This is a genomic window from Amorphus sp. 3PC139-8 (assembly GCF_040750475.1).
Lineage (GTDB): Bacteria > Pseudomonadota > Alphaproteobacteria > Rhizobiales > Amorphaceae > Amorphus.
In genome coordinates this window covers 254,863-275,138 of record NZ_JABJVY010000003.1, presented here as the reverse complement: position 1 = coordinate 275,138, position 20,276 = coordinate 254,863, and the positions used below count along the sequence as shown (strand labels likewise).

At 65.8% G+C, this 20,276-nt stretch carries 16 protein-coding genes; 7 read left to right on the top strand and 9 right to left on the bottom strand.

The annotated features are described in order from the left end of the window. Window positions 1-165 precede the first annotated feature (165 nt). Entirely contained in the window at window positions 166-753 is a 588-nt protein-coding gene (locus tag HNS03_RS05105) for a TetR/AcrR family transcriptional regulator (protein ID WP_367193616.1), read from the top strand. Window positions 754-856: 103 nt separating this feature from the next. Beyond that, window positions 857-1,957, top strand: coding sequence for an alkene reductase (locus tag HNS03_RS05100; protein ID WP_367193615.1), 1,101 nt, complete (start codon window positions 857-859; stop codon window positions 1,955-1,957). 168 nt (window positions 1,958-2,125) lie between these two features. On the opposite strand, the gene HNS03_RS05095 is transcribed toward HNS03_RS05100, so the two are convergent. Beyond that, window positions 2,126-5,365: an autotransporter domain-containing protein gene (locus HNS03_RS05095; protein WP_367193614.1), complete on the bottom strand. Its 3,240-nt coding sequence runs from the start codon at window positions 5,363-5,365 to the stop codon at window positions 2,126-2,128. Between the two features lie 359 nt (window positions 5,366-5,724). On the opposite strand from HNS03_RS05095, the gene HNS03_RS05090 reads away from it, so the two are divergent. Next, window positions 5,725-6,180, top strand: coding sequence for a DUF1236 domain-containing protein (locus HNS03_RS05090; protein WP_367193613.1), 456 nt, complete (start codon window positions 5,725-5,727; stop codon window positions 6,178-6,180). Window positions 6,181-6,342: 162 nt separating this feature from the next. Here the strand turns inward: HNS03_RS05090 and HNS03_RS05085 are convergent, their stop codons facing one another. The 4 genes from HNS03_RS05085 to HNS03_RS05070 form a co-directional block, all read right to left on the bottom strand. After that, complete coding sequence (locus HNS03_RS05085) at window positions 6,343-7,155, bottom strand: arylamine N-acetyltransferase (RefSeq protein ID WP_367193612.1); 813 nt, start codon at window positions 7,153-7,155, stop codon at window positions 6,343-6,345. Window positions 7,156-7,235: 80 nt separating this feature from the next. Beyond that, the gene (locus HNS03_RS05080) at window positions 7,236-8,015 is read right to left on the bottom strand and encodes an N-acetylmuramoyl-L-alanine amidase (RefSeq protein ID WP_367193611.1); all 780 of its coding nucleotides are present in this window, start codon (window positions 8,013-8,015) and stop codon (window positions 7,236-7,238) included. After that, window positions 8,012-8,707 carry a TerB family tellurite resistance protein gene (locus HNS03_RS05075; RefSeq protein WP_367193610.1) on the bottom strand — a complete coding sequence of 232 codons (696 nt, stop codon included), beginning with the start codon at window positions 8,705-8,707 and terminating at the stop codon, window positions 8,012-8,014. The genes HNS03_RS05080 and HNS03_RS05075 overlap by 4 nt, the downstream gene beginning before the upstream one ends. 8 nt (window positions 8,708-8,715) lie before the next feature. Beyond that, window positions 8,716-10,926 (bottom strand): alpha/beta fold hydrolase, encoded by a 2,211-nt coding sequence (locus tag HNS03_RS05070; protein WP_367193609.1) that lies wholly within the window; start codon window positions 10,924-10,926, stop codon window positions 8,716-8,718. A gap of 174 nt (window positions 10,927-11,100) precedes the next feature. Between HNS03_RS05070 and HNS03_RS05065 the strand changes: the two genes are divergently transcribed. Next, window positions 11,101-11,568: an Hsp20 family protein gene (locus HNS03_RS05065; RefSeq protein ID WP_367193608.1), complete on the top strand. Its 468-nt coding sequence runs from the start codon at window positions 11,101-11,103 to the stop codon at window positions 11,566-11,568. A 134-nt stretch (window positions 11,569-11,702) separates the two neighbouring features. Here the strand turns inward: HNS03_RS05065 and HNS03_RS05060 are convergent, their stop codons facing one another. Then, window positions 11,703-12,479: a helix-turn-helix transcriptional regulator gene (locus tag HNS03_RS05060; RefSeq protein ID WP_367193607.1), complete on the bottom strand. Its 777-nt coding sequence runs from the start codon at window positions 12,477-12,479 to the stop codon at window positions 11,703-11,705. A gap of 210 nt (window positions 12,480-12,689) precedes the next feature. Here HNS03_RS05060 and HNS03_RS05055 point away from each other — a divergent pair, with 210 nt between their 5' ends. Next, window positions 12,690-13,304, top strand: a complete 615-nt coding sequence (locus tag HNS03_RS05055) for an MSMEG_1061 family FMN-dependent PPOX-type flavoprotein (protein ID WP_367193606.1) — start codon at window positions 12,690-12,692, stop codon at window positions 13,302-13,304. A gap of 57 nt (window positions 13,305-13,361) precedes the next feature. Next, complete coding sequence (locus HNS03_RS05050; protein WP_367193605.1) at window positions 13,362-13,589, top strand: DUF1413 domain-containing protein; 228 nt, start codon at window positions 13,362-13,364, stop codon at window positions 13,587-13,589. Between the two features lie 12 nt (window positions 13,590-13,601). Here HNS03_RS05050 and HNS03_RS05045 read toward each other — a convergent pair whose 3' ends face one another. Further along, window positions 13,602-14,627, bottom strand: coding sequence for an SIS domain-containing protein (locus HNS03_RS05045; RefSeq protein ID WP_367193604.1), 1,026 nt, complete (start codon window positions 14,625-14,627; stop codon window positions 13,602-13,604). Between the two features lie 299 nt (window positions 14,628-14,926). Between HNS03_RS05045 and HNS03_RS05040 the strand changes: the two genes are divergently transcribed. After that, a complete protein-coding gene (locus HNS03_RS05040; RefSeq protein ID WP_367193603.1) occupies window positions 14,927-16,162 on the top strand; it encodes a lytic murein transglycosylase in 1,236 nt (411 codons plus the stop codon). A gap of 25 nt (window positions 16,163-16,187) precedes the next feature. Here the strand turns inward: HNS03_RS05040 and adiC are convergent, their stop codons facing one another. Both adiC and HNS03_RS05030 read right to left on the bottom strand, forming a co-directional pair. Beyond that, window positions 16,188-17,726 (bottom strand): arginine/agmatine antiporter, encoded by a 1,539-nt coding sequence (gene adiC, locus HNS03_RS05035; RefSeq protein ID WP_367193602.1) that lies wholly within the window; start codon window positions 17,724-17,726, stop codon window positions 16,188-16,190. A gap of 15 nt (window positions 17,727-17,741) precedes the next feature. Continuing rightward, entirely contained in the window at window positions 17,742-20,048 is a 2,307-nt protein-coding gene (locus HNS03_RS05030) for an Orn/Lys/Arg decarboxylase N-terminal domain-containing protein (RefSeq protein WP_367193601.1), read from the bottom strand. Window positions 20,049-20,276 lie beyond the last annotated feature (228 nt).

Below are 20,276 nucleotides of genomic sequence, written 5' to 3'. Positions count from 1 at the left end.
CCAGAGCGGGATGCGGGCGGAAGACCGGTATCCACTTTGCCTCACCTCGCTCTATCGGGTGCTCAGGGCCATTTCGGCCAACATGGGGTCGATGGGAAGCCTCCGCGAGCCCCGGCCTATGGGTTGGCGTTGATTTCCGGACTGAACAGTCCATATTGTCAAGTCATGAGTGCGACCGAAACCAAATCCAGATCCGGGCCGGGGCGTCCGCGCTGCTATGACGAGGCGGCGGCGCTCGATGCCGCGCTCCAAGTGTTCTGGAGCCAGGGCTTCGAGGCCACGTCGATCGACGACCTGACGAGCGCGATGGGCATCAGCCGGTCCAGCTTCTACTCCGCGTTCGGCTCCAAGGAGCAGGTGTTTCTCGCTGCGCTCAAAGCTTATTCGGCGCGCGCGCTCGGCGCGCTTCAGGACATGTCGCAGCAGCCGGCCGGCGATCCGGTGCCGGCGATGCTGTCGGCGTTGGCCAGCCCGGACGGGGGTCCGCGCGGCTGTCTCCTGGTCAATTGCATCACCGAGCTTGCGCCGCATCATCCGGAGGTGGCGGCCGTCGGGCGGGCGCATCTTGCCCGCATCGAGCGGTTGATCGCCGAGGCGCTGTCCCCGGCGGATCCGGAAGCCGCGACCGACCGAGCCCGTGCGCTTGCCGCGCTTGCCATCGGGACGCTGACACTCAGAAAGTCCGGTCTTTCGGCCGAGGCGATCGATGCCGTTCTGAAACAAGGCCACGCGCTGCTGGTGCCGCCCGGCTAAAATGCGCTTGGGACTTCAAACGGAGTCCGCGACCGCCTAATTTTGGACTGATCGGTCCTGAATTATCCTCCCAACCTGGTGCCTCCCAAGACTGGAGCGAACGATGACCACCCCGAAGCTTTTCACGCCTGTTCGTGCCGGCGCGATCGATCTGAAGAATCGGATCGCCATGGCTCCGCTCACCCGCAACCGCGCGCGCCCGGAAGATGACGCGCCGATTGACATCCATGTGGAGTATTACCGCCAGCGCGCCGGTGCCGGCCTGATCATCACCGAAGCGAGCCAGATCAGCCCGGAGGGCAAGGGCTATGCCTGGACCCCTGGGATCTATTCCCCCGCGCAGGTGGAGGGCTGGAAGAAAGTGACCGACGCGGTCCATGAGGATGGCGGACGGATCGTGCTGCAGATGTGGCATGTGGGCCGGATTTCCCACACGTCGCTGCAGCCGGGCGGACAGCCGCCGGTGGCCCCGTCTGCGATCGCGGCAGAGGCCAAGACCTTCAACGGTCAGGAGTTTCTCGCCACCTCGGCACCGCGCGCGCTGGAGCTTTCCGAAATTCCGCGCGTCGTCGAGGACTACCGCAAGGCGGCGAAGAACGCGGTCGATGCCGGGTTCGACGGCGTCGAGATCCACGGCGCCAACGGCTATCTCATCGACCAGTTTCTGCGCGACGGCGCCAACAAGCGCACCGACGAATATGGCGGGTCGATCGAGAACCGGACCCGGTTCATGCGTGAGGTCGTGGAAGCGGTCGTCGGCGTTTGGGGCGCGGACCGTGTCGGTATTCGGCTCAGCCCATTCTCCCACGCCAATGGGCTGACCGATTCCGATCCGATGCCCTTGTTCGAGCGGGCCGTGGACATCCTGAATGGATTCGGCCTGGCCTATCTCCACATGGTGGAAGGCCAGACCGGCGGCTCACGCGAACTCGACGAGGGGCTGTCGATCGACGCCCTGCGCGCCCACTTCGACGGCGTCTACATGGCCAACAACGGCTACACCCGCGAGATGGCGATCGAGGCGGTTGAAACCGGCAAGGCCGATATCGTCGCATTCGGACGCCCGTTCATCTCCAATCCGGACCTGGTGGAGCGGCTGGAGAGGAATGCGCCGCTCGCCGAGCCGGACCGGGCGACCTTCTATGGCGGCGGCGTGCAGGGCTACACAGACTACCCGACCCTCGATGCGGCGGCCGTAGCCTGACGCGGGTCCGATCGACGCGGAGACGAACTTGGTGCCGGGCCTGTGAGCCCGGCACCAATGCGCTCAAGAGCGTTTTCAGGCCAAGTGGAAACCGGTTTTGGCCGTTCGGAAACGCGTCGAAACGATAAGTTTGACCCGCTCCGCGATTTCGAGAAAAGCGGAACGGGCCTAAAACGTGAACGAGAACGCGCCGCTTGCGGAATTTTCCGAGACGTCGCTGCCGATCCGGCCGTTGTAGACGAGCGAGAGCGTGGCCCGGTCGGCGACCTTGAAATCGACCCCGGCGCCCAGGACCGCGGCATCGCGCGCGATCGGCGCGCCGGCAACGGTGAAGCTCGGTCCGCTCTGGGTGAAGTTCATGGTGGCCTCCAGGTCTACGTCGCCGAAGGCGTGCTGCCAGCCGATGGTCGCATGGGGACGGACGAAGCCGCCGGCGAGCGGGAACGTCTTGGCGAGCCGGACGCCGAGGGTGGTGAGCGTGTTCGACTGGGTATCGCCCGAGCCGGACAGCGCGGTCAGGTCGCTTCCCTCCGAGAAATCGTCGGTCGAGGTTTGCACGAAGGCGAGGCCGGCGAAGGCCTCCATGTCCACCGGCGCGAAGCCGAGATCCGCCGCCCCTTCTGCAAACACCTGGCCGGTAGTGGCGGAATAGTCCGTGGACTCGCTCGCCGAATAGCCGGGGAAGCTGACGATCCGATCGGTGGAGAGATCGTGCCAAGCCCAGGTCGCGCCGAGGCTGGTTCTCAAAAGCCCGAAGTCGGCGCCGCCATAGGCCGCGATCGTAGTGGAGCCGGCGTCACCCGATGCGGCGAGATCCGGCGTCTTGAAGCGGCTCCAACCGTAGCCGGCCGCAAGGCCGACCCGGCCCACCTGGCCGATGGAGGCATCTACGCCGGCAAGGGTGCCGGCGAGCGAGGTGGACAGCTTGGCTGTGTTCCCGGTCGCGTCCGTGGTGCCCCAGTTGCCGTAGGCGGAGATCCAGGCGCTGGCCGTTAGCCCCGGCAGCCGCGCCGACGAGGTGCCGTTGCTGGCGATCATCGGCGCGTTGTCCATCTCGTCGAAGGCAGCGTTCAGCCGGGTTCGGATGGTGTCTCGAATGACACCGGCATCGTTCTGCAGCGCCGTCAGGGTCGAGGCATAAATCTGGCCGGAAAGCTGGTCCGCGGCGAGATCGTACTGGTTCTGGGTGAGGTGGGTCAGCGACAGGTCGAGGGCGCTGCCCGGCGCAAACTGGTCGAGGGCCGCGCCGACGGCGGCCTGGTTGGGTGTCGAGGCGGCATCGGCAAAGCTGAGGCCGCTGCGGGCGACCACCAGAGCGGCGTCGGTGTTCGAGTAGGCAAGAGCCGTCGTCAGAAACGGATAGAGCGCATCGGGAAACAGCCCGCCATTCAGGGTCGCATGGGTGCCGGCAATACCGCCGGCCGCCGTTAGGAAGACGTAGCTGTCGCCGAGAACGGGCACCAGGCCGTCTTCGGCCAGGACCTCGATCGTGCCGCCGTTCAGCGTCGCCGTGCCCTTCACGTCGAGAAGGTCGATCGCGCCGCTGCTTGCGACTTCGACTTCCCGTACAGCGCCGGGACCGAAAGTGTATGTGCCGCCGACCGTCATCGTGCCGATGGAGTTGCCGGTGGCGAGCGTGCCGCCCTCCGACACCACCAGATGACCGGAGCTGCCGGAGCCGGAAAGCCGGCCGCTGGTGGTCAGCGTGCCATCCACGGTGCCGTTGTTGACCATGGTGCCGGCGTTGGACACGTCGCCGGTGATGGTACCGGCGGTGCTGATGGTCGTGCTGCCCGCGCTTGAAACGGCGCCGTCGACCGTGCCCGACAGGGTAAAGGTGGCGCCGGTATCGACGGTCACGAGCGGCGCGGTGGCGCCGGAGACGGACAGGGCGCCGGACAGATCGAAGCTTGCTCCGGACTGGACCGTGACGGCGCTGGCAAGTGACTGGGTGACGGCGAACGAGCCCGATTGAACGGTGGTCGGGCCGGAATAGGTGTTGGTTCCGCTCAAGGTGACGAGACCGGTGCCGTTCAGCGTCAGCCCGCCCGGACCGGTGATGGCATTGTTGAAGGTCGCGGTGGTCGCGGCGGCAATCGCGGAATCGGCGCGCAGGAACACCGGCAACGTGGTGGTGAAGTCCTCGTCGAAATCGATCTGGCCGATCGCGGAGATCACCGGCGTGACCACGACGTTGGAGCCGCCGCGGCCGGAGTTGGCAACTCCGACATAGCCGTTCTCGGCGTCGAAGAGATAGTAAAAGCCGTTATAGAAATTGATGCCAGTGTTGACGTAGCCCTCGCCGCGGTCCGTCGCCGAGGCGCCGACCCAGGACACCCCGGCCGGTGCGAGGGGGTTGCAGCCGCTCGAAATGGACGAGCAATCCGTTCCGACCGCGTAGCTGTAGCTGACATAGTCGCCGGCATCGAGCACCTGAACCGTGACGGTGCTGCCGTTCGCGATCGTGCCGGACGGCTGGCCGGGCACGTGGATGAAGGAGTCCGTAACGCCGGTATCGGCAAGCAGGATGCCGGATTGCGGGCCCACCGTGTCGGACCCGCTGGCGACCGTGACCGCCATCGGCGCCTGGCCCCAGTTTGTGGCGCCGGTATTCGGGTCGGTCTCGCTGGCGAGCTTGCCATAGGCAAAATTCTGGGTGTTCGACGACGTCAGGCCAACCTCGACCTGGACGTCGTTGCGGATCTTGCCGGAACTGCCCGCCCACTTGATGATGTAGCCCTGGTTGATGGCGCTGCCGTCGCCCGGCACGATGTTCACAAGCGGGTTGAAGCTTTGCGCGGTGGTCGGCGCATTCAGGAGCGTGTCGACAACGTTCGACGCATTCGGGTCGGGCGACCCGGTGCCGAGGGTGTTGCGGCCGAAACCGACCCCCATCATCGCGATCTCGCCCGTCTCGCTGCACGGATTGTCCCCGTAGTGGAGGCAGTGGCGGCCGTCTTTGGGAACCGCAAGCACCTGCACCTGAGCGGTGACCGGCTTGCCGGAGACCGTATCGACATAAGTGACGGTGGTTTGGGTCAGTTTGCCTGTCACCAACAGGCCGGAGGAATTGTAGAAAGCCCAGCCGGGATCGCCGGTCAGCTTGTCGTAATCGTCGGTGAGCTTGCTGGCGTTGATCACGATGCCGGTCGAGCCGGTGTCCATCAGCAGGTTCAATCGGCCGCTGGTGTGACTCGACGTACCGCTGCCGGTCGTGATCTCCATCTCGAAGAAGAACTGCTCGGCCGTGCTGTTGGTCGCCGGCTTGAGGCCGTACGAGGCGCTGCCGCCATCGTAGAGCGACCACGATTGCGCTGACGCGGTCTGTGAAAATGCGATGCCCGAAAGCAAAAGGGCGAAGGAGAAGGCAACAATGCGCGCGTGCGCAGCTTGGCGACGGTCGGACACGAATTGGCCTCGCTTTATCCCCGTTTGGACCATATTCCCCGTTGCAGCGTGGGACGCAAGCGGGAGGTGGGCGGAGCGCCGCTGAGGGCGCGACAAAGCCCGCTTGCGGGCGGTCTTTCGGTTGGCACAACGGTGTTGTTCTTCTCCCGCCGGTGACATCGTCGGGCCGTTGCCAAATTTTTCAGGGTCGATCTTGACTGTCGGTTGGAACAGATCCCGGCCGTTCGCCGTTAGCGCCGTGACGATGAGGTAATGTCAGCGCGAGAGGCGCTGTAATGCCTCGGGCTTCCGAAGCAAGTTTCCGCTTTTGCAGATGAGTTTCTGTATTGCGAAGCGGTTAGCAAGTTGAGGAGCGACTCATGAATAAATTCTTCACCATCACGTCCGCTGCGGCGCTGGCCATTGCGACGGCGGGTGCACCCGCGATGGCGCAGGATTCCACCGTGACCGGCGTGGCCGGCGGTGCTGCGACCGGAGCCGTTGTCGGCGGGCCGCCAGGCGCGGTGATCGGAGCGATCGCCGGCGGAACGATCGGCGCCACGATGGACAAGACCGAACAGGCGGCCGAGCAAAACCAGGCGGCGCGGCCTCATGTGGTGAAGTCGGTCCCGAACGAGGTTGGAACGTACGCGATCCAGCGCCCGGCGCCGAAGGTCCAGGTCAGCGAGCCGGTGAAGATCGGCGAACCGCTGCCGCGCAGCGCGACCGTCCGTCAGGTGCCGGACTATCCTGAATACGCCTACGCCAACGTCAACGGCCAGGCCGTGGTCGTCGACGCCGACACCGGCGAGGTGATCGGGGTGGTTCAGCAGTAGATTGCGGACCTGGATTACGGAAACTGCCCGCGTTTCAGGAACGGGTCGGCACACGCCGGCCCGTTCATTTCGTGATTTTTAGACCCGCCTGTCCCGGACTCACGGAGCAGGTCTAAGTTATTGTTTTTGAGGTATTTCCAGGCCTACCGGTTTCCACTTGGCCTAGGATGCGTCCATCGAAGATATCCGCCGCCAAATCGCCGCGACCATCGGCCGGTCGGCCGAAATCCCGAATGTCTGGTTCAGCAGGCGGTCCAGTTCGGCTTCATCGGCGACCGTCCAGGTTCGGGTGCCCTCGGAAGTCGTGACGGTGGCCGCGCGGTTCATGAGCGTGGCCTGACCGTCGGAAAGCTGTCGCGAGACCATGAGGTTGCTGGGAAACGGCATTTCCGACCAGCGGGCGCACAGAAAGTTGGCGGCTTCGATATCGATGGCGCTGAACGGTTGTTCTGTGATGACGTGAAGCGGGAACCAGCCGGTGTCGGTCCAGCGTTCCAGCAGCAGGTCGCCGCTCGCATCCTCGGCGCGAAAGCGGTAGCGGCCGTTGGGCGCGCTCTGGTCCCGGTCGGTCTCCAGGCGCAAGGGAGCGATCGCGGCGGGGCCGCCGAAGCCGGCATCGGCCAGATAGTCGACCCCGTCGATGGTGACGAGGTGGGCGAGATGGGCGCGCGGACCGCCGGTCGGGCTGCGCATGCGCACACGGCCGAGGATAGGGCGGGCCTGAAAGCCGAGATTCGCCAGCGCGTGGCCGAAAAGGGTGTTGAGTTCGAAACAATAGCCACCGCGTCCCGACACGACGAGCTTGCGCCACAGCCCCTCCGGCGAAAGGTCCGGAATGACGCCAAGGAACGGATCGATGGATTCGAAGGGCATGGCGCGCATCTGCGCGAGCTGCAGGCGCGTAAGTCCGTCCAGATCGGGCGCCAGATTGCTTACCCCGATCCGCTTGAGATAAGCGGACACTTGAAAAACCATGCGACCCTCGACCGTTGGCGGATCCTGACCCCAATATAGAAACAGGCACTGTTGTTATGGGGCCTGTATTCCACCAGTCCTTATTCCGAGGCAAGCCGCTCCAAGGTCGCGAGGGTGGAGCGGTCGGCACGGCCGTCTATGCGTTCGGGCCGGTAGTGGCGTTGGAACGCCGCGACCACGGTCTCGGTATAGGTGTCGTAGCTCGCCGTTTCCTCGATCGGGTAGCCGAGCGACGCCAGGCTGCGCTGAAGGCGGGCCACCGGTTGGCCGACATCTCCCACCACAAGGGCCGACCCGTCCATGATTGGGGACGGCGAAACGTAGCGTCCGATTTCGGCGGCGGCGAAGCGCTCCCAAGGGAATTTCTCGCCCGGATCGATCTTGCGGCCGGGTGCGACGTCGGAGTGAGCGACCACGCCCTCCGGCGCGATCTGCCAACGCGCCATGATGCGCTTCACGAGGCCGATCGTGGCTGCGATTTGCGGCTCGGGGAACTCCTGATAGCCGTGGTCGTGGCCAGGATTGGCGATCTCGACACCGATCGAGGCGGCGTTGACGTCGCGGATCTGATGCCAGCCCGAAAGCCCCGCGTGCCAGGCCCGTTCGGTCTCGTCGACCGACTGCACCAGGCGGCCGTCTTCGAACACGAAATAATGGGCGGATACCTTGGAGCGCGGGTCGCGCAGCCAGGCAAGCGCTTCGTCCGCCGAGGCCATGCCGGTATAGTGCAGGACGATCAGCGACGGCTCCGCGCCGCGCCGGCTATCGACATTGGGGGACGGACGCCACTCCGCCTCCGGGTCGCGCCCGGGACTGGTCGCCTCGGAGGCGTCTGCGCGTCCGGGGCTTGGGTCACTCACGTGCTCCGCTCCCGCTGGATTTGCTCATAGGCGGCGTTGATCGCCGCGAGCCGGTCGTTGGCGATGTCGATGAACTCGTGCGGCACGCCGCGCGCGATCAGCCGGTCGGGATGATGCTCGACGACGAGGCGGCGATAATGGCGCTTCAGCGTGGCGTCGTCGACACCCGGCTCGACGCCGAGCACCATGTAGGGGTCGACGCCGTCCTCGCGCACATGTCGGGCCCGGATGCGGCGGAACTCTATCTCCTCGATTCCGAAGATCTCGGCGACGCGCTCCAGAAACACCAGCTCGTGATGGTGCACGACCCCGTCGGCGGTGGCGATCTTGAACAGAACGTCGACGATGTCGGCCCGTAGCATGTGGTCGTGAGGAAACAGCGACTTGATGCGATGGGCGTAGGCTTCGAAGCCGGCCACGTCCTGCTGGGCGAGCCGGAACAGACGAGTGATGTTCTTCTCTTCCGTCGGCGGCACGAAGATGTTGCGCTTGAAAGCGGCGATCTCATCGGAGGTGACCACGCCGTCGGCCTTGGCCATCTTGGCCGACAACGCGACGATCGCGGCGGTAAAGGCGACCGCTCGGCGGTCGTCCTCGGTGCCGGCGACCCGCTCTACCAGATGCTCGACGAAATCGACCCCCGCGGCAGAGATCTCGTGGACGGCTCCCGTCAGGCGCGACCAAACCGACATGGGCAACTTCAGCGTCGGCGGCCGCGGCCGCGCTTGACCGGGCGCGGCGGGGCCTTGCGTCCGCCGCCGACGGAGCGGAGAACGGGTTCCGCAGGGGCGTCCGGCTCGGCCGTTTCGTCCGATTCGATGGCCGCTTTCTCGCTCTCCGGCGCATCGGTCGCGTCCGACGGGGCGGGCTCTGCGGCCGTCGTGTCGACAACAAGCGGGCGAGCGGCCTCGAGATCCGGTTCGCCGGCGGCCTTCGCGTCCTCCGGGTCGTCGCGCTCCGTTTGCGCGATGTCGGAGAGGGCCTCCTGTTCGGTCTCGGTCGTCTCCTCCGCCGAAACTTCCGAGGCATCCGAGGCTACAGGCGCTTCGACGGCCTTCGCCTCGGCCGTTTCGGCAACGGGTGACGTTTCGTCGCTCACGCCGGCGGAAGCCACAGCGTCCAAAGACGGAGCTTCGGCCGACGCGGGCGTTGCCGCATCCGTTTCGGACGTCGGCTCGGCGGCCTCGTTCTTCTGTTCGGCGGTATCGGCTTCGCCGCTTGCGGCTTCATCGGTCGCGGAGGTGTCTTCCCCGACGTCTGAGGTGCGTCGACGGAACAGGCGTCCGATCCTGGCGTGGCCGTTGCCGGATGCGGCAGGTGTTTCAGAGGGCTCCGGCGCCGTGGCGTTCGACGAGGCTTGCGGTGTCGTCTCGGCCTCGGGCTTGGCCGGGTCCGTTTCGCCAGCGAGGGGCGTGCGGGGTGTTTCTCCTCGGGTCGCCTCGGCAACCAGGCTTGCAGCGGCGGCGAGGGCGGCCTCGGCGGAGGTTGGCTGGGTCGTCTCGGAGGCCGCGTCGCTGCGATTCGTGGCGGTGGTCTCGCTTTCCGGCGCAGCCTCGCTCTCGCTAGCGGGCTGGTCCGACGCGATTGGCGTCGCCTCGGTGGCCGGCCCGGCGGATGGGGCCGCGGGCTCGCCGCGCCGCCGGAAAAAGCCGAACCGGGTTCGGCGCTCGGTTGTGGCGGCTGCTTCCGTCTTTGCGGTGGCCGGTTCGGCGACCGGGGGTTCCTCCGGCGTCGGCGTCTCGGCGCTCGGCGTGGCGTCGGCCGTAGCGACCGGCTCCGGCACGGGCGCGGGCTCTTCGGAAACCGCAACGTCGCCCTCGGCATCGGGTGCGCGCTCGGCCGTTTCGCTCGCCGCCGGAGCCGCGGCGTCGCTCGGTTGGGTGAGGTCCCCGGAGACCAACGCAGGGGCGGTCTTGGGTGGGGCGATATCGGTCGGCAGTCTGAGATCGGCGCCGGGAATGAAGCAGTCGAAGGCGGCCCAGAACAGGGTGCGGAAGGCAGTGCGCTCCATCAGGATCTCGTGGCGCGCGCCGGAAATGAGCACGCGGCCGCCGCAATGTAGCGTCTTGGCGAACCGCTCGATCGCGCTCGCCGAGACGACCTTATCGGTCCCGCACACCACCATCAGCGTCGGGATCGCCACTTCCGCGCCCGCACCCGGCTCTTCGAACTTGCGCATGGCGCGGTTGGCCGCGTTGAACCACTTGACCGTCGGCCCGCCGATGGAGAGCTCCGGCGCGGCGTTCAGCACCGCCATGGTGCGCGTATAGCGGCGGGGATCGGAGGTCACCACGTTGTCGTCGAACGGGATGTCTTGGGGCGGTCGGGCCCCGTGCGGTTCCAATTGGCGGTTGGCGAGCCCCATGGCGCCGGCGATCCCGGTCAGGCCCTTGGCCCATCGGCTCGACGCGCGCTTGTTGGCGAGCGCCAGCATCGGCGCGGTCAGCACCATGCGCTCGATCTGGTCGGCGAGATGGCTTGCCGCCATCAGCGCGACGGCGCCGCCCATGGAATGGGCGAGCAGGTAGAACGGTCGCGGCAGGCCCTTGATCGCGGCGGCGGCGACGGCGGCCTGGAGATCGTCGACATAGAGATCGAAGTTGGCGACGTGGCCCTTGATCGGGTCGGAGACCAGTCGGCTGGAGCCTCCCTGTCCGCGCCAATCGAAGGCGGCGACGGCGAAGCCGCGCTCGCGGAGTTCGCGCACGACTTCGAAATATTTCTCGATGAATTCCGCCCGGCCGGTGGCCAGAATGACGGTTCCGTTCGCCGGCGCCTCGGGCGCGGGCCAGCTTGCGAAGCGCAAGAGCACCTTGCCCTTTTCGAGCGAAAGCCATTCGCTCGTTCCGCCCGGCGGCACCGGATTTTCGGCAACGTCGATCAGGTCCGGTGTGTGGTGCGCTTCGGCCATTCGCGGCGCCTTCAAGAACTTGAACCCCGAAAAGGGGACTCCCATATCACGAAACGCGGACGCCCGTAGAGGGTCCGCGCCTTCGGGTCACTGCCCGGCCAACAATGGCGGGCGAAGCTTGCCGGAGACTTTCCGGCGCCGAAGGGAAACCTGTCGCTTCAATGGAGGACAACCATGCGCCATTTTGACTTGAGCCCCCTTTATCGTTCGACCGTCGGCTTCGACCGTATGTTCTCGATGCTTGATTCGCTCGGAACCCCGGACGCTGGCTCGACCTATCCGCCCTATAATATCGAGCGGACCGCCGAAAACGACTATCGTATCACGATGGCCGTGGCCGGCTTCTCCGATGACGACCTCACCATCGAGGTCCGCGAGAACACGCTCACCGTGAAGGGCGAGAAGAAAGTCGAGACCGAAGAGAACAAGGAAGTTCTCTATCGCGGCATTGCGTCGCGCGCGTTCGAGCGTCGGTTCCAGCTCGCCGACCACGTGGTGGTCAATGGCGCGAGCATGGAGAACGGTCTCCTGCACGTCGACCTGAAGCGCGAGATTCCGGAGGCCAAGAAGCCCCGGCAGATCGAGATTCAGGCCGCGGCCGAGACTGCCAAGCAGATCGAAGGCGAAGTCGAGACCGCCTAACGCGGGCGTGCCTCGATAAATCGTCGGACGAACCGTCCTGATGGGGGCGTTCCGGGCAACCGGAACGCCCTTTTTCGTGGAAACGGTTGCCTCCGCTCATAGATCCGTTTTGCTTTTCCGGACGGAGGGTGGCTTTACAGCCTACGGCGATAGACAGCCGGCGTTTCGCCAAAGGTTTGTCGAAACAGGGCAATGAAGGCGCTCGATGTGGAGAAGCCGAGGTCGAGCGCGATGGTGGTGACGGGCAATCCGGCCGCGAGCATTTCCAGCGCGCGCAACAGGCGGGCGCGCTGACGCCAGGCGGTAAAGGTAAAGCCCGTTTCGGCCACGAAGCGCCGGCTGAGGGTGCGAGCGCCCATGCCGTTCCACCGGGCCCAGGCCTCCAGCCCGCGGTCGTCGGACGGATCGGCGATCAGGCTTCGGGCGATCCGGGCAAGGCCTTCGCTGACCGGCATCGGAAGCCCGAACGCGTCGCTTGGCAGGCTGCGGATTTCGTCGCAAATGACCATCGCTATCCGTCTCTGAGCGGCCGTCAATGTCGCGATCGGCCATGTGGAGGACCTTCGCACTGCCTCTCGCAGAAGCCCGGTGGTCCGGATCGTGCGGGGCGAGGCGGGCAGATCCGCGCAGTGCGCTTCCGCGATGTAGACGCTCCAGCCGTCGAAGTTGCCATGCGAGCGCCCCCAGTGCACATGGCGAGGGGGCAGCCAAACCGCGTGAATCGCCGGAACGATCCAAACCGCCTCTTCCACGCCCACCGTCAGAACACCGAGATTGGAGCCGAAGAGCTGGCCCCTCGGATGGGAATGCGGATGCGGCGTCAGCTCGTCGTCGGTCTTGCCGACGACGGTGAACAAAAACGGCTCTCCGGCCAGGTTGAGAAGAGAGGAATCGACGGTGAAGCGGGCCATGGCGCCATTCCGACATAAGTTGGCTTCAATGCACTATGACGGACAGGGCTTCGAGGTCTATGGAGAAGGAGAAAGCACCGGCGCCCTTCGCCAGGCGAATGGTCGCGCTCGGCTTAAATTCGAACGATTCCAAATATTTGAGCGCGGGCCCTCCGCAACTCCTGACCCTGAAATGCCAATTCTGTCGAGCTGGCCCCGAGGAGATCATTCATGAACGATCAGGAAGCCGCCCCCGATCTCGATCAACTCTATGATCCGCCGTCCGAGCGGATACAAAAGGGAGTCCTGGATCACCTCATCGACTTTCATCGAGAGTACCTGGACGTCGCGACCTTCTTCTGCTTTGCGACGGGGCGCGCAAACGGGCTCGACGCTTCGCCGCGCGGCGGCCCGCCCGGCTTCGTGAAGGTGCTGGACGACAAGACGGTCGCGTTTGCCGATTGGCCCGGCAACAACCGGATCGAATCCTTGCGCAATGTCAGCGAGGACGATCGTGTGGCGATGCTGTTCATCTTTCCGGGGCTGGAGGTATTCCTGCGCATCAACGGTCGTGCGCGGATTTCCGTCGCTCCGGACCTGCTGGCGAGTCTCCGGGAAAAGGATCGCACGCCCAAGACGGCGACGGTCGTGTCCGTGAACGAGGTGCTGTTTCATTGCGGCAAGGCTGTCAATCGCGCCAAGTTGTGGCGCGAGGAGTCCCGCATCGACAAGCGCACGGTTCCGTCGATCGGTAGGATGGCGGCACGGTCCGGCGAGTTGAAGGACGTGACCGCGGAGGAGGTTGACGCGACCTACGAAAAGATCGTGCGCACCAACCTCTATTGACGACTTTGGGTCCGGCGTACGGGGAGAGCGGTCGACCCTTCGGGAGATGAGGCGAACATGAACGAGCGCGAGATCGCCCGGCTGAAGACGGAACTCGCCAAGCGGCCGGCTGGCGAGTTCCACTTTCCCGAGGTCTACGGCTCCGGCTGGGATCGCCTCTATATCGGCGACAAGGTCAAGACCGGGCGGGAATTCCTGGAGGCGGTCCGCCGCGGCCTGTTCCCCGGGGTCGAGGACACCGGAACGAAAAAGGGCGGCCGGCTCTATCGCTGGCGCGGGGAGTGAGCGTTTCCGTTATCAGGCCACGCCGGAGCGCAAGAGATCGTGCAGGTGGAGAATGCCGACCGGGCGGGCATTGTCGACCACGAACAGGGCTGTAATCGCCGACGCGTTCAGCCGCTCCAGAACGGTGCCGGCCAGCTCGTCGGGCGCGGCGGTCTTGGGATTGCGGCTCATGACGTCGTCGACGCGCTTTTCCAACAGGTCTGGACCCAGGTGACGGCGCAGGTCGCCGTCGGTGATGATCCCGACCAGGTGGCCAATCTCGTCGACGATGCCGAGGGTTCCGAAACCCTTGCCGGTCATCAGCACGATCGCCTCGCTCATGGGCGTGCTGGAGGTCGCCAGCGGCAGCGCCTCGCCTGCATGCATCACGTCGCGCACATGCTGCAGCTTGGCGCCGAGTTTGCCGCCGGGGTGGAACACCTTGAAGTCCTGGGCGGTGAAGCCGCGCGCCTCCAAAAGCGCGACGGCAAGCGCATCTCCGAGCGCCAGCATCATCATCGTGGAGGTCGTCGGGGCCAGCCCGTGCGGGCAGGCCTCCGCCACCTTGGGCAGCTCCAGCGCCACGCTCGCCGCCCGGCCGAGCGCCGATTTGCGGCTGGATGTGATGGCGATGATTGGCACCCGAAAGCGGCGCGCATAGGCGACGATGGTGGCGAATTCCTTGCTCTCGCCGGACCACGACAGCGCGATGATGACGTCTTCCTCGGTGATCATGCCGAGGTCGCCGTGGCTTGCCTCCGCGGCGTGGACGAAGTGCGCCGGGGTGCCGGTGGAGGCCAGCGTGGCGGAGATCTTGGAGCCGATATGGCCGCTCTTGCCCACACCGGTGACGATCACGCGTCCCTTGCCGGCGCGGATCGTTTCCACCGCGCGCACGAAGCAGTCGCCGAGCCCGTTGCCGATCGCCGCCTTCATCGCGGCCAGGCCTGCGATCTCGGTATCGAGGGTGCGCGTGGCGGACGCGATCCACTGGGGTGCGTCGGGATTTGCGGGCGCTGAGGAAACGGAGGCGGATGCCGTTTGGGCCGAGGAAGTCATGTCGGGTCGTGGTGTCTCTTGCAATGCGGCCGATGCCGCTCCGTCTTAGTCCTGCCGGGCGGGCACGACCAGAGTTGATATGAAATCTCGTAGGCCTCAATCCCGGCAACACCGTGTCGGGTGACGCGTTGCGAGGCTCTCAAGCGACCGCCGGTGCCATTGGGCGCGCAACCGTTCGCCACGCTTTCTTAACCACAAATTGGTTACCGATTTCTCGCTCGCCCCGCCCGCGGGGCGGGTGGTCACGGCAGGGCCATGACCTAAGATCTGTTTCATCGTCGCTTCGACAGGTGCCCCCGATGGCTGACCGTGCCGACCGTCTCGTCCGTTTCTTCCAGATCGTGCCGCTGCTGGCGCTGCTTGCCGTGGCGTTCGTGGCGCTGGGCGGGGTCGTGCGCCCGGTTCCGGCGGCCGCGCAATCGTTCCAGGCCTGCCTCAAGGGCCTGTGGCCGGCGGCCCGGCGCGCCGGCGTTTCGGCTGGCACTTTCAACCAGGTCACGTCCGGAATGACGCCCGACCCGGACACGGTCCGGCTGATGGGCAAGCAGTCGGAGTTCGTGAAACCTATCTGGGACTATCTGGATTCCGCCGTCTCTTCCTCGCGGATCACGACCGGTCGGCAGATGCGCCAGAAATACGCCACCCAGCTCGCCGAGATCGAGCGCCGCTACGGCGTCGACAGCCAGGTTGTGCTCGCGATCTGGGGCGTGGAGACTAGCTATGGCGGCTTTATGGGGCAGCACAACGCGCTGAGGGCGCTCGCGACGCTGGCCTGCGAGGCGCCGGATCGGCGCGACTATTGGCGCGACGAGTTCGTCACCGCGCTGCAGATCGTCCAGGCCGGTCACATCGCGCCGAACCGGATGGAGAGCTCCTGGGCCGGCGCCATGGGGCATACTCAGTTCATGCCGTCGAGCTGGAAGAAACACTCCGCCGACTATGACCGCGACGGCAAGAACGACATCTGGACCGACGTGCCCGATGCGCTCGCCTCCACCGCGAACTACCTGAAGAATTTCGGCTGGGAGGCCGGCAAAACCTGGGGCTACGAGGTCGATCTGCCGGCGAATTTCGACTATTCGCTCGCCGACGAGGAGACCTGGCGCACACTCGGCCAATGGCGTCGTCTCGGCATCACGCGGACCCGCGGACGCGAGTTCCCGCGCCCCTCCGACAAGGCTTTCCTGCTTCTGCCGGCCGGCGCCAACGGCCCCGCCTTTTTGATGCTGAAGAATTTCGAGGTTATCAAGCGCTACAACAACGCGACCTCGTACGCGCTCGCGGTCGGCCATCTCTCCGACCGGATCATCGGCGGCGGGCCGTTCGAGAAGTCCTGGCCGCGCAACGATCCGCCGCTGTCGCGCGATCAGGTCCGCCAGATGCAGACGCTGCTGACCCGAAAGGGCTTCGACACCGGCGGCGTCGATGGCCGGGTAGGCCCGATGACCCGCTCCGCGATCCGGAATTACCAGAAACGCACCGGCCAGATCGCCGACGGCTATGCCTCGGTGCGGCTGCTGCAGCAGCTCCAGTAAGTCCGGCTTTCTCCGGGCCTCCCTGTTAACCCCCTGTCGAGCCCGACCCCGTCGCCGCCGGCGGGGTCGTGGTCTGGCTGATCGCCGCCGGGTTCGGCGAGCGCGTCTTCAGATCCTCGAACCGGTGCCGGCCGACCGAGGTCCAGAACATCGCCACCAGCGCCGCGATCGTGAGCGCCAGCGTCACGTAGCGCACGAACTTCGGCACGCCGCCGCCGGTCTCCACCTCGTGGGCCTCCACGTGGCGTTTGTGGTTGAGGGCGAGCGCGTAGAACACGATCGTCGTCACCACGAAGATCAGCGACCAGCGGGTCTGCTCGCCGTTGGAGCCGACGATCGCCCAAAGGCAGTAGACGGCGGCCACCAGACCGATCAGCGTGTAGAGCGCATATTCGTGCTGCTTCAGGGTCTTGAAGCCGAGCACCTTGATGGCGATCGCGGAGTAGATATACGGCAACAGCGTCATGATCACCGCGATCGAGGCGACCTTGCCGAACTGCTCCGTCGCCGTGGGCGACATGGTCGCCAGGATCTGGACGCTCATGATCACCGCGACGATGGCGAGACCGGCGGACGGCACGCCCTTGGCGTTGATGCGGGCGAAGACGTTGGGGAACAAGCCGTCGTCGGCGGCCGCCTTGGCGCTCTGGCCGACCAGCAGGGTCCAGCCCGCGAGTGAGCCGAGACAGCCGATCGCCGCGCAGATCGCCACGATGTCGGCAGCCTTGGAGCCGAGCGCCCTGCGCACGGCATCGGCGAACGGGGCGGCGGAGGACACCAACTCCTTGTTCGGGATCATGCCCATGATCGCCGTCGACGACAGGATGTAGCAGACGCCGGCCAGGATCACGCCGCCGAGCGTTGCGATCGGCACGTTGCGGCGCGGGTTTTCCACCACGCCGGCCGACACCGACGCCGTCTCCACGCCGATGAAGGCCCACAGCGTGAAGTTCAAGGTCGCGCCGATGGCGCCGAACGAGCTTTCGCCGGAGACGTTCCAGCCGGCCGCATAGGTGTCGGCGGAGAACCAAAACCAGCCGAAGATTGCCATGCCGATGATCGGCACCAGCGCGAAGATGGTGGTCATCGACTGCATCCGGCCGACGAAGCGCGGCCCCAGCATGTTGGCGTAGGTGAAGAACCAGACGATCGCGATCTGGCCCAGCGCGGCAATCAGCGGGATCTTGAGGTCCGGGAAGAAGTAGGTGAGATAGCCGAGCCCCGCGACCGCGAGCCCGACATTGCCGACCACGTTGGCGAGCCAATAGATCAGGTTGGTCTGGAAGCCCATATAGTCGCCGAATGCCTTGCGGGCGTAGGCGTAGGGGCCGCCGGCGGCGGGATCGATGGTGGCAAGCTTGGCGAACACCAGCGCCAGCGCCAGCGCGCCGACCATGGTGATGATCCAGCCGACCAGCGCGATGCCGCCGATGGCGGCGAGGTTTGCCGGCAGCATGAAGACGCCGGAGCCCATCATGTTGCCGGCAACCATCAAGGTGGCGGGAATGAGCCCGATCTTGGCGACGGAGGCGGCGGGCGATGCGGCAGCGGTGGTATCGGCCATCTCACTTGCTCCCGATCACGCCGCGGCCTGAGGGGCGATGCAGAGGATCTTGTAGCGACCCTCTTCCACCTCGACGCCGTGAGTGTCATGGGCAAAGCCCGGGAAGCGCGCATCGAAGGCTTCCAGCGCCTTCAGATAGGCGATCAGCGGTCCGTCGGCGGCACCGGCATTCTCGCCCGGCATCAACAGCGGAATGCCGGGCGGATAAGGCACCACGCCGGTGGCCACCACCCGGTTCGCCATCTCGTCCAGGCTCAGGTGTTCCACATGGCCGAGCACAAGCTGCTCGTAGGCTTCGACCGGGGTAAGCTCCGGCACCGGCAGGATCGAGAAGCCCTTGGAGAGGGTTTCGGTGGTCTTCAGCTCGCCCATGGCGGCGAACATCTCGTCGGCCAGATCCTTCAGCCCCATCGTGCCGTAGCGTTCGGGATGATCGGCGACCAGCCCCGGCAGGGCCTGGGCGAGCGGGCGGTTGGCGTCGTAGTCGGCCTTGAAGTCCATCAGCGCGTTCACGAGCGTGCCCCATTTGCCCTTGGTGATGCCCAGGGAGAACAGGAACAGGATCGTAAAGTCGGTGGTCTTTTCGACCACGATGCCCTTGGTATCCAGATAGGCGGTGACGATCGATGCCGGGATGCCGGTGGCCGCCGTCTCGCCGGTCGCCGACATGCCGGGCGTGACGATCGAGACCTTGATCGGATCGAGCATGCAGTAGTCGTCTTCGAGCTTGTCGAAGCCGTGCCAGTCCGCGCCCGGATGCAGCACCCATGCCGCCGGGTCGGTGGCGAGACGCTCCGGATCGGCCTTCTCGAAGGCCACCCGGCCGCCATCTGAAAACACCGCCGTCTCCGGCTGCCAGGCGTTGAAGAACCAGTCGCCGCGCTCGCCGAACTCGGCGCGGATGCGCGCGATGGTCTGGCGGAAGGCGATCGCCTCGCGGATCGACTCCGTTGTCAGCGTCGGCCCGCCGGTGCCGTCCATCATCGCCGCGCTCACGTCGTTGGAGGCGATGATGGCGTATTGGGGCGAGGTCGAGGCGTGCATCATGAACGCCTCGTTGAACCGGTTGTGGGGGATCGGCCGACGCCCGTCGCGCACGTGGATGAAGGAGGCCTGCGACAGAGCGGCCAGAAGCTTGTGGGTCGACTGGGTGGCAAACACCGTCGGCTTGGAGGCGTCATGGGCGCCGGGCTCGCCGTGCATGGCGAAGCGGTCGCGGTAGATCGGGTTGAAGCGGGCGTAGCCGTACCAGGCCTCGTCGAAGTGCAGCCGATCGACGGTGTCGCCCAGAAGCTCCTCCACCCGGGTGACGTTGTAGCAGAGCCCGTCATAGGTGGAGTTGGTGATGATGGCGTGCACCGGCGTCCGATCGACCGCCTTGGCCGACAGCGGATTATCGGCGATCGAGGCTTCGACGGCCGCGGCCGTCAGGCTCTCGGGATGGATCGGGCCGATCAGGCCCAGACCGTTGCGCGAGGGCACCAGATAGGTCGGGACCGCGCCGGCGAGCGTCATGGCGTGCTCGACCGACTTGTGGCAGTTGCGGTCGCACAGCGCGATCTGCCCGCGCGTCACGCTCGCCATCAGGATGACGCGGTTCGACGTGGAGGAGCCGTTGGTCACCGTATAGGAACGATGGGCGCCGAACACGCGGGCGGCATAGCGTTCGCCTTCGCCGATAGGGCCGGAATGGTCGAGCAGGGAGCCGAGCTCGCCCACCGAGATGGAGAGATCGGAGCGGAATAGCTCCTCGCCGAAGAACTGGAAGAAGGCCCGCCCGGCGATGTGCTTCAAAAAGGCGGTGCCGCCGGTATGGCCCGGCGTGTGCCAGGAATATTCGTAGACCCGCGCGAATTTGGCGAGCGCGGCGAACATCGGCGGTAGCACCGTCTGCCGGTAGCGCTCGATCGCGGCCACAACGCGCCCGCCGATGAAGTCGGGTGTGTCTTCCAGAAGCCAGATGAAGTCGTCGGCCTTGCCGAGAACGGCGACCGGCAGGTCGGACGCCGCCTCGCGTGAAGTAATCAGGAAAATCGGCAGATCGGCATGGCGGGCGCGGACCGCGGTCAGAAGCGCTTCGGCCTGGGGCGTGCCGTCTTCGCTGGCGATATCCCAGTCCAGCAGCACGCACTGGATCGCGGCATCCGATACGATCAGCGCATTGGCGTCCTCAGCGGACGTCGCCTCGACGATGTCGACATCGCGCTGGACGAGGTCTTCCGCAAGCGCCCGGGCGGCCCGCCCCGCCGCGCTGGCGATTTCCAGATCCCCATGCGCGAACAAGGCGCGCTTGCCGAGCCGTTCTTCCACCGTCGGTCCCATACCGCATTCCTTCATTGTCGCCGCATGCCGGCGGGTCCGATTCCGGACCGCATGCTTTCCGACGGCACTATGGGAGCGGTTGGGCGAGGCGGCGTTGATCCGGCGCAAAATCAGGCAGATGCAAATTGCCTGGGCAGGAGGGGGCCGACAAACCTCGGTTGTGCGTCTTGCAAGCATCCCTTTGCGCGTTCAGATCGAAGTGACTACATTGCTAGCAATGCTATCAGG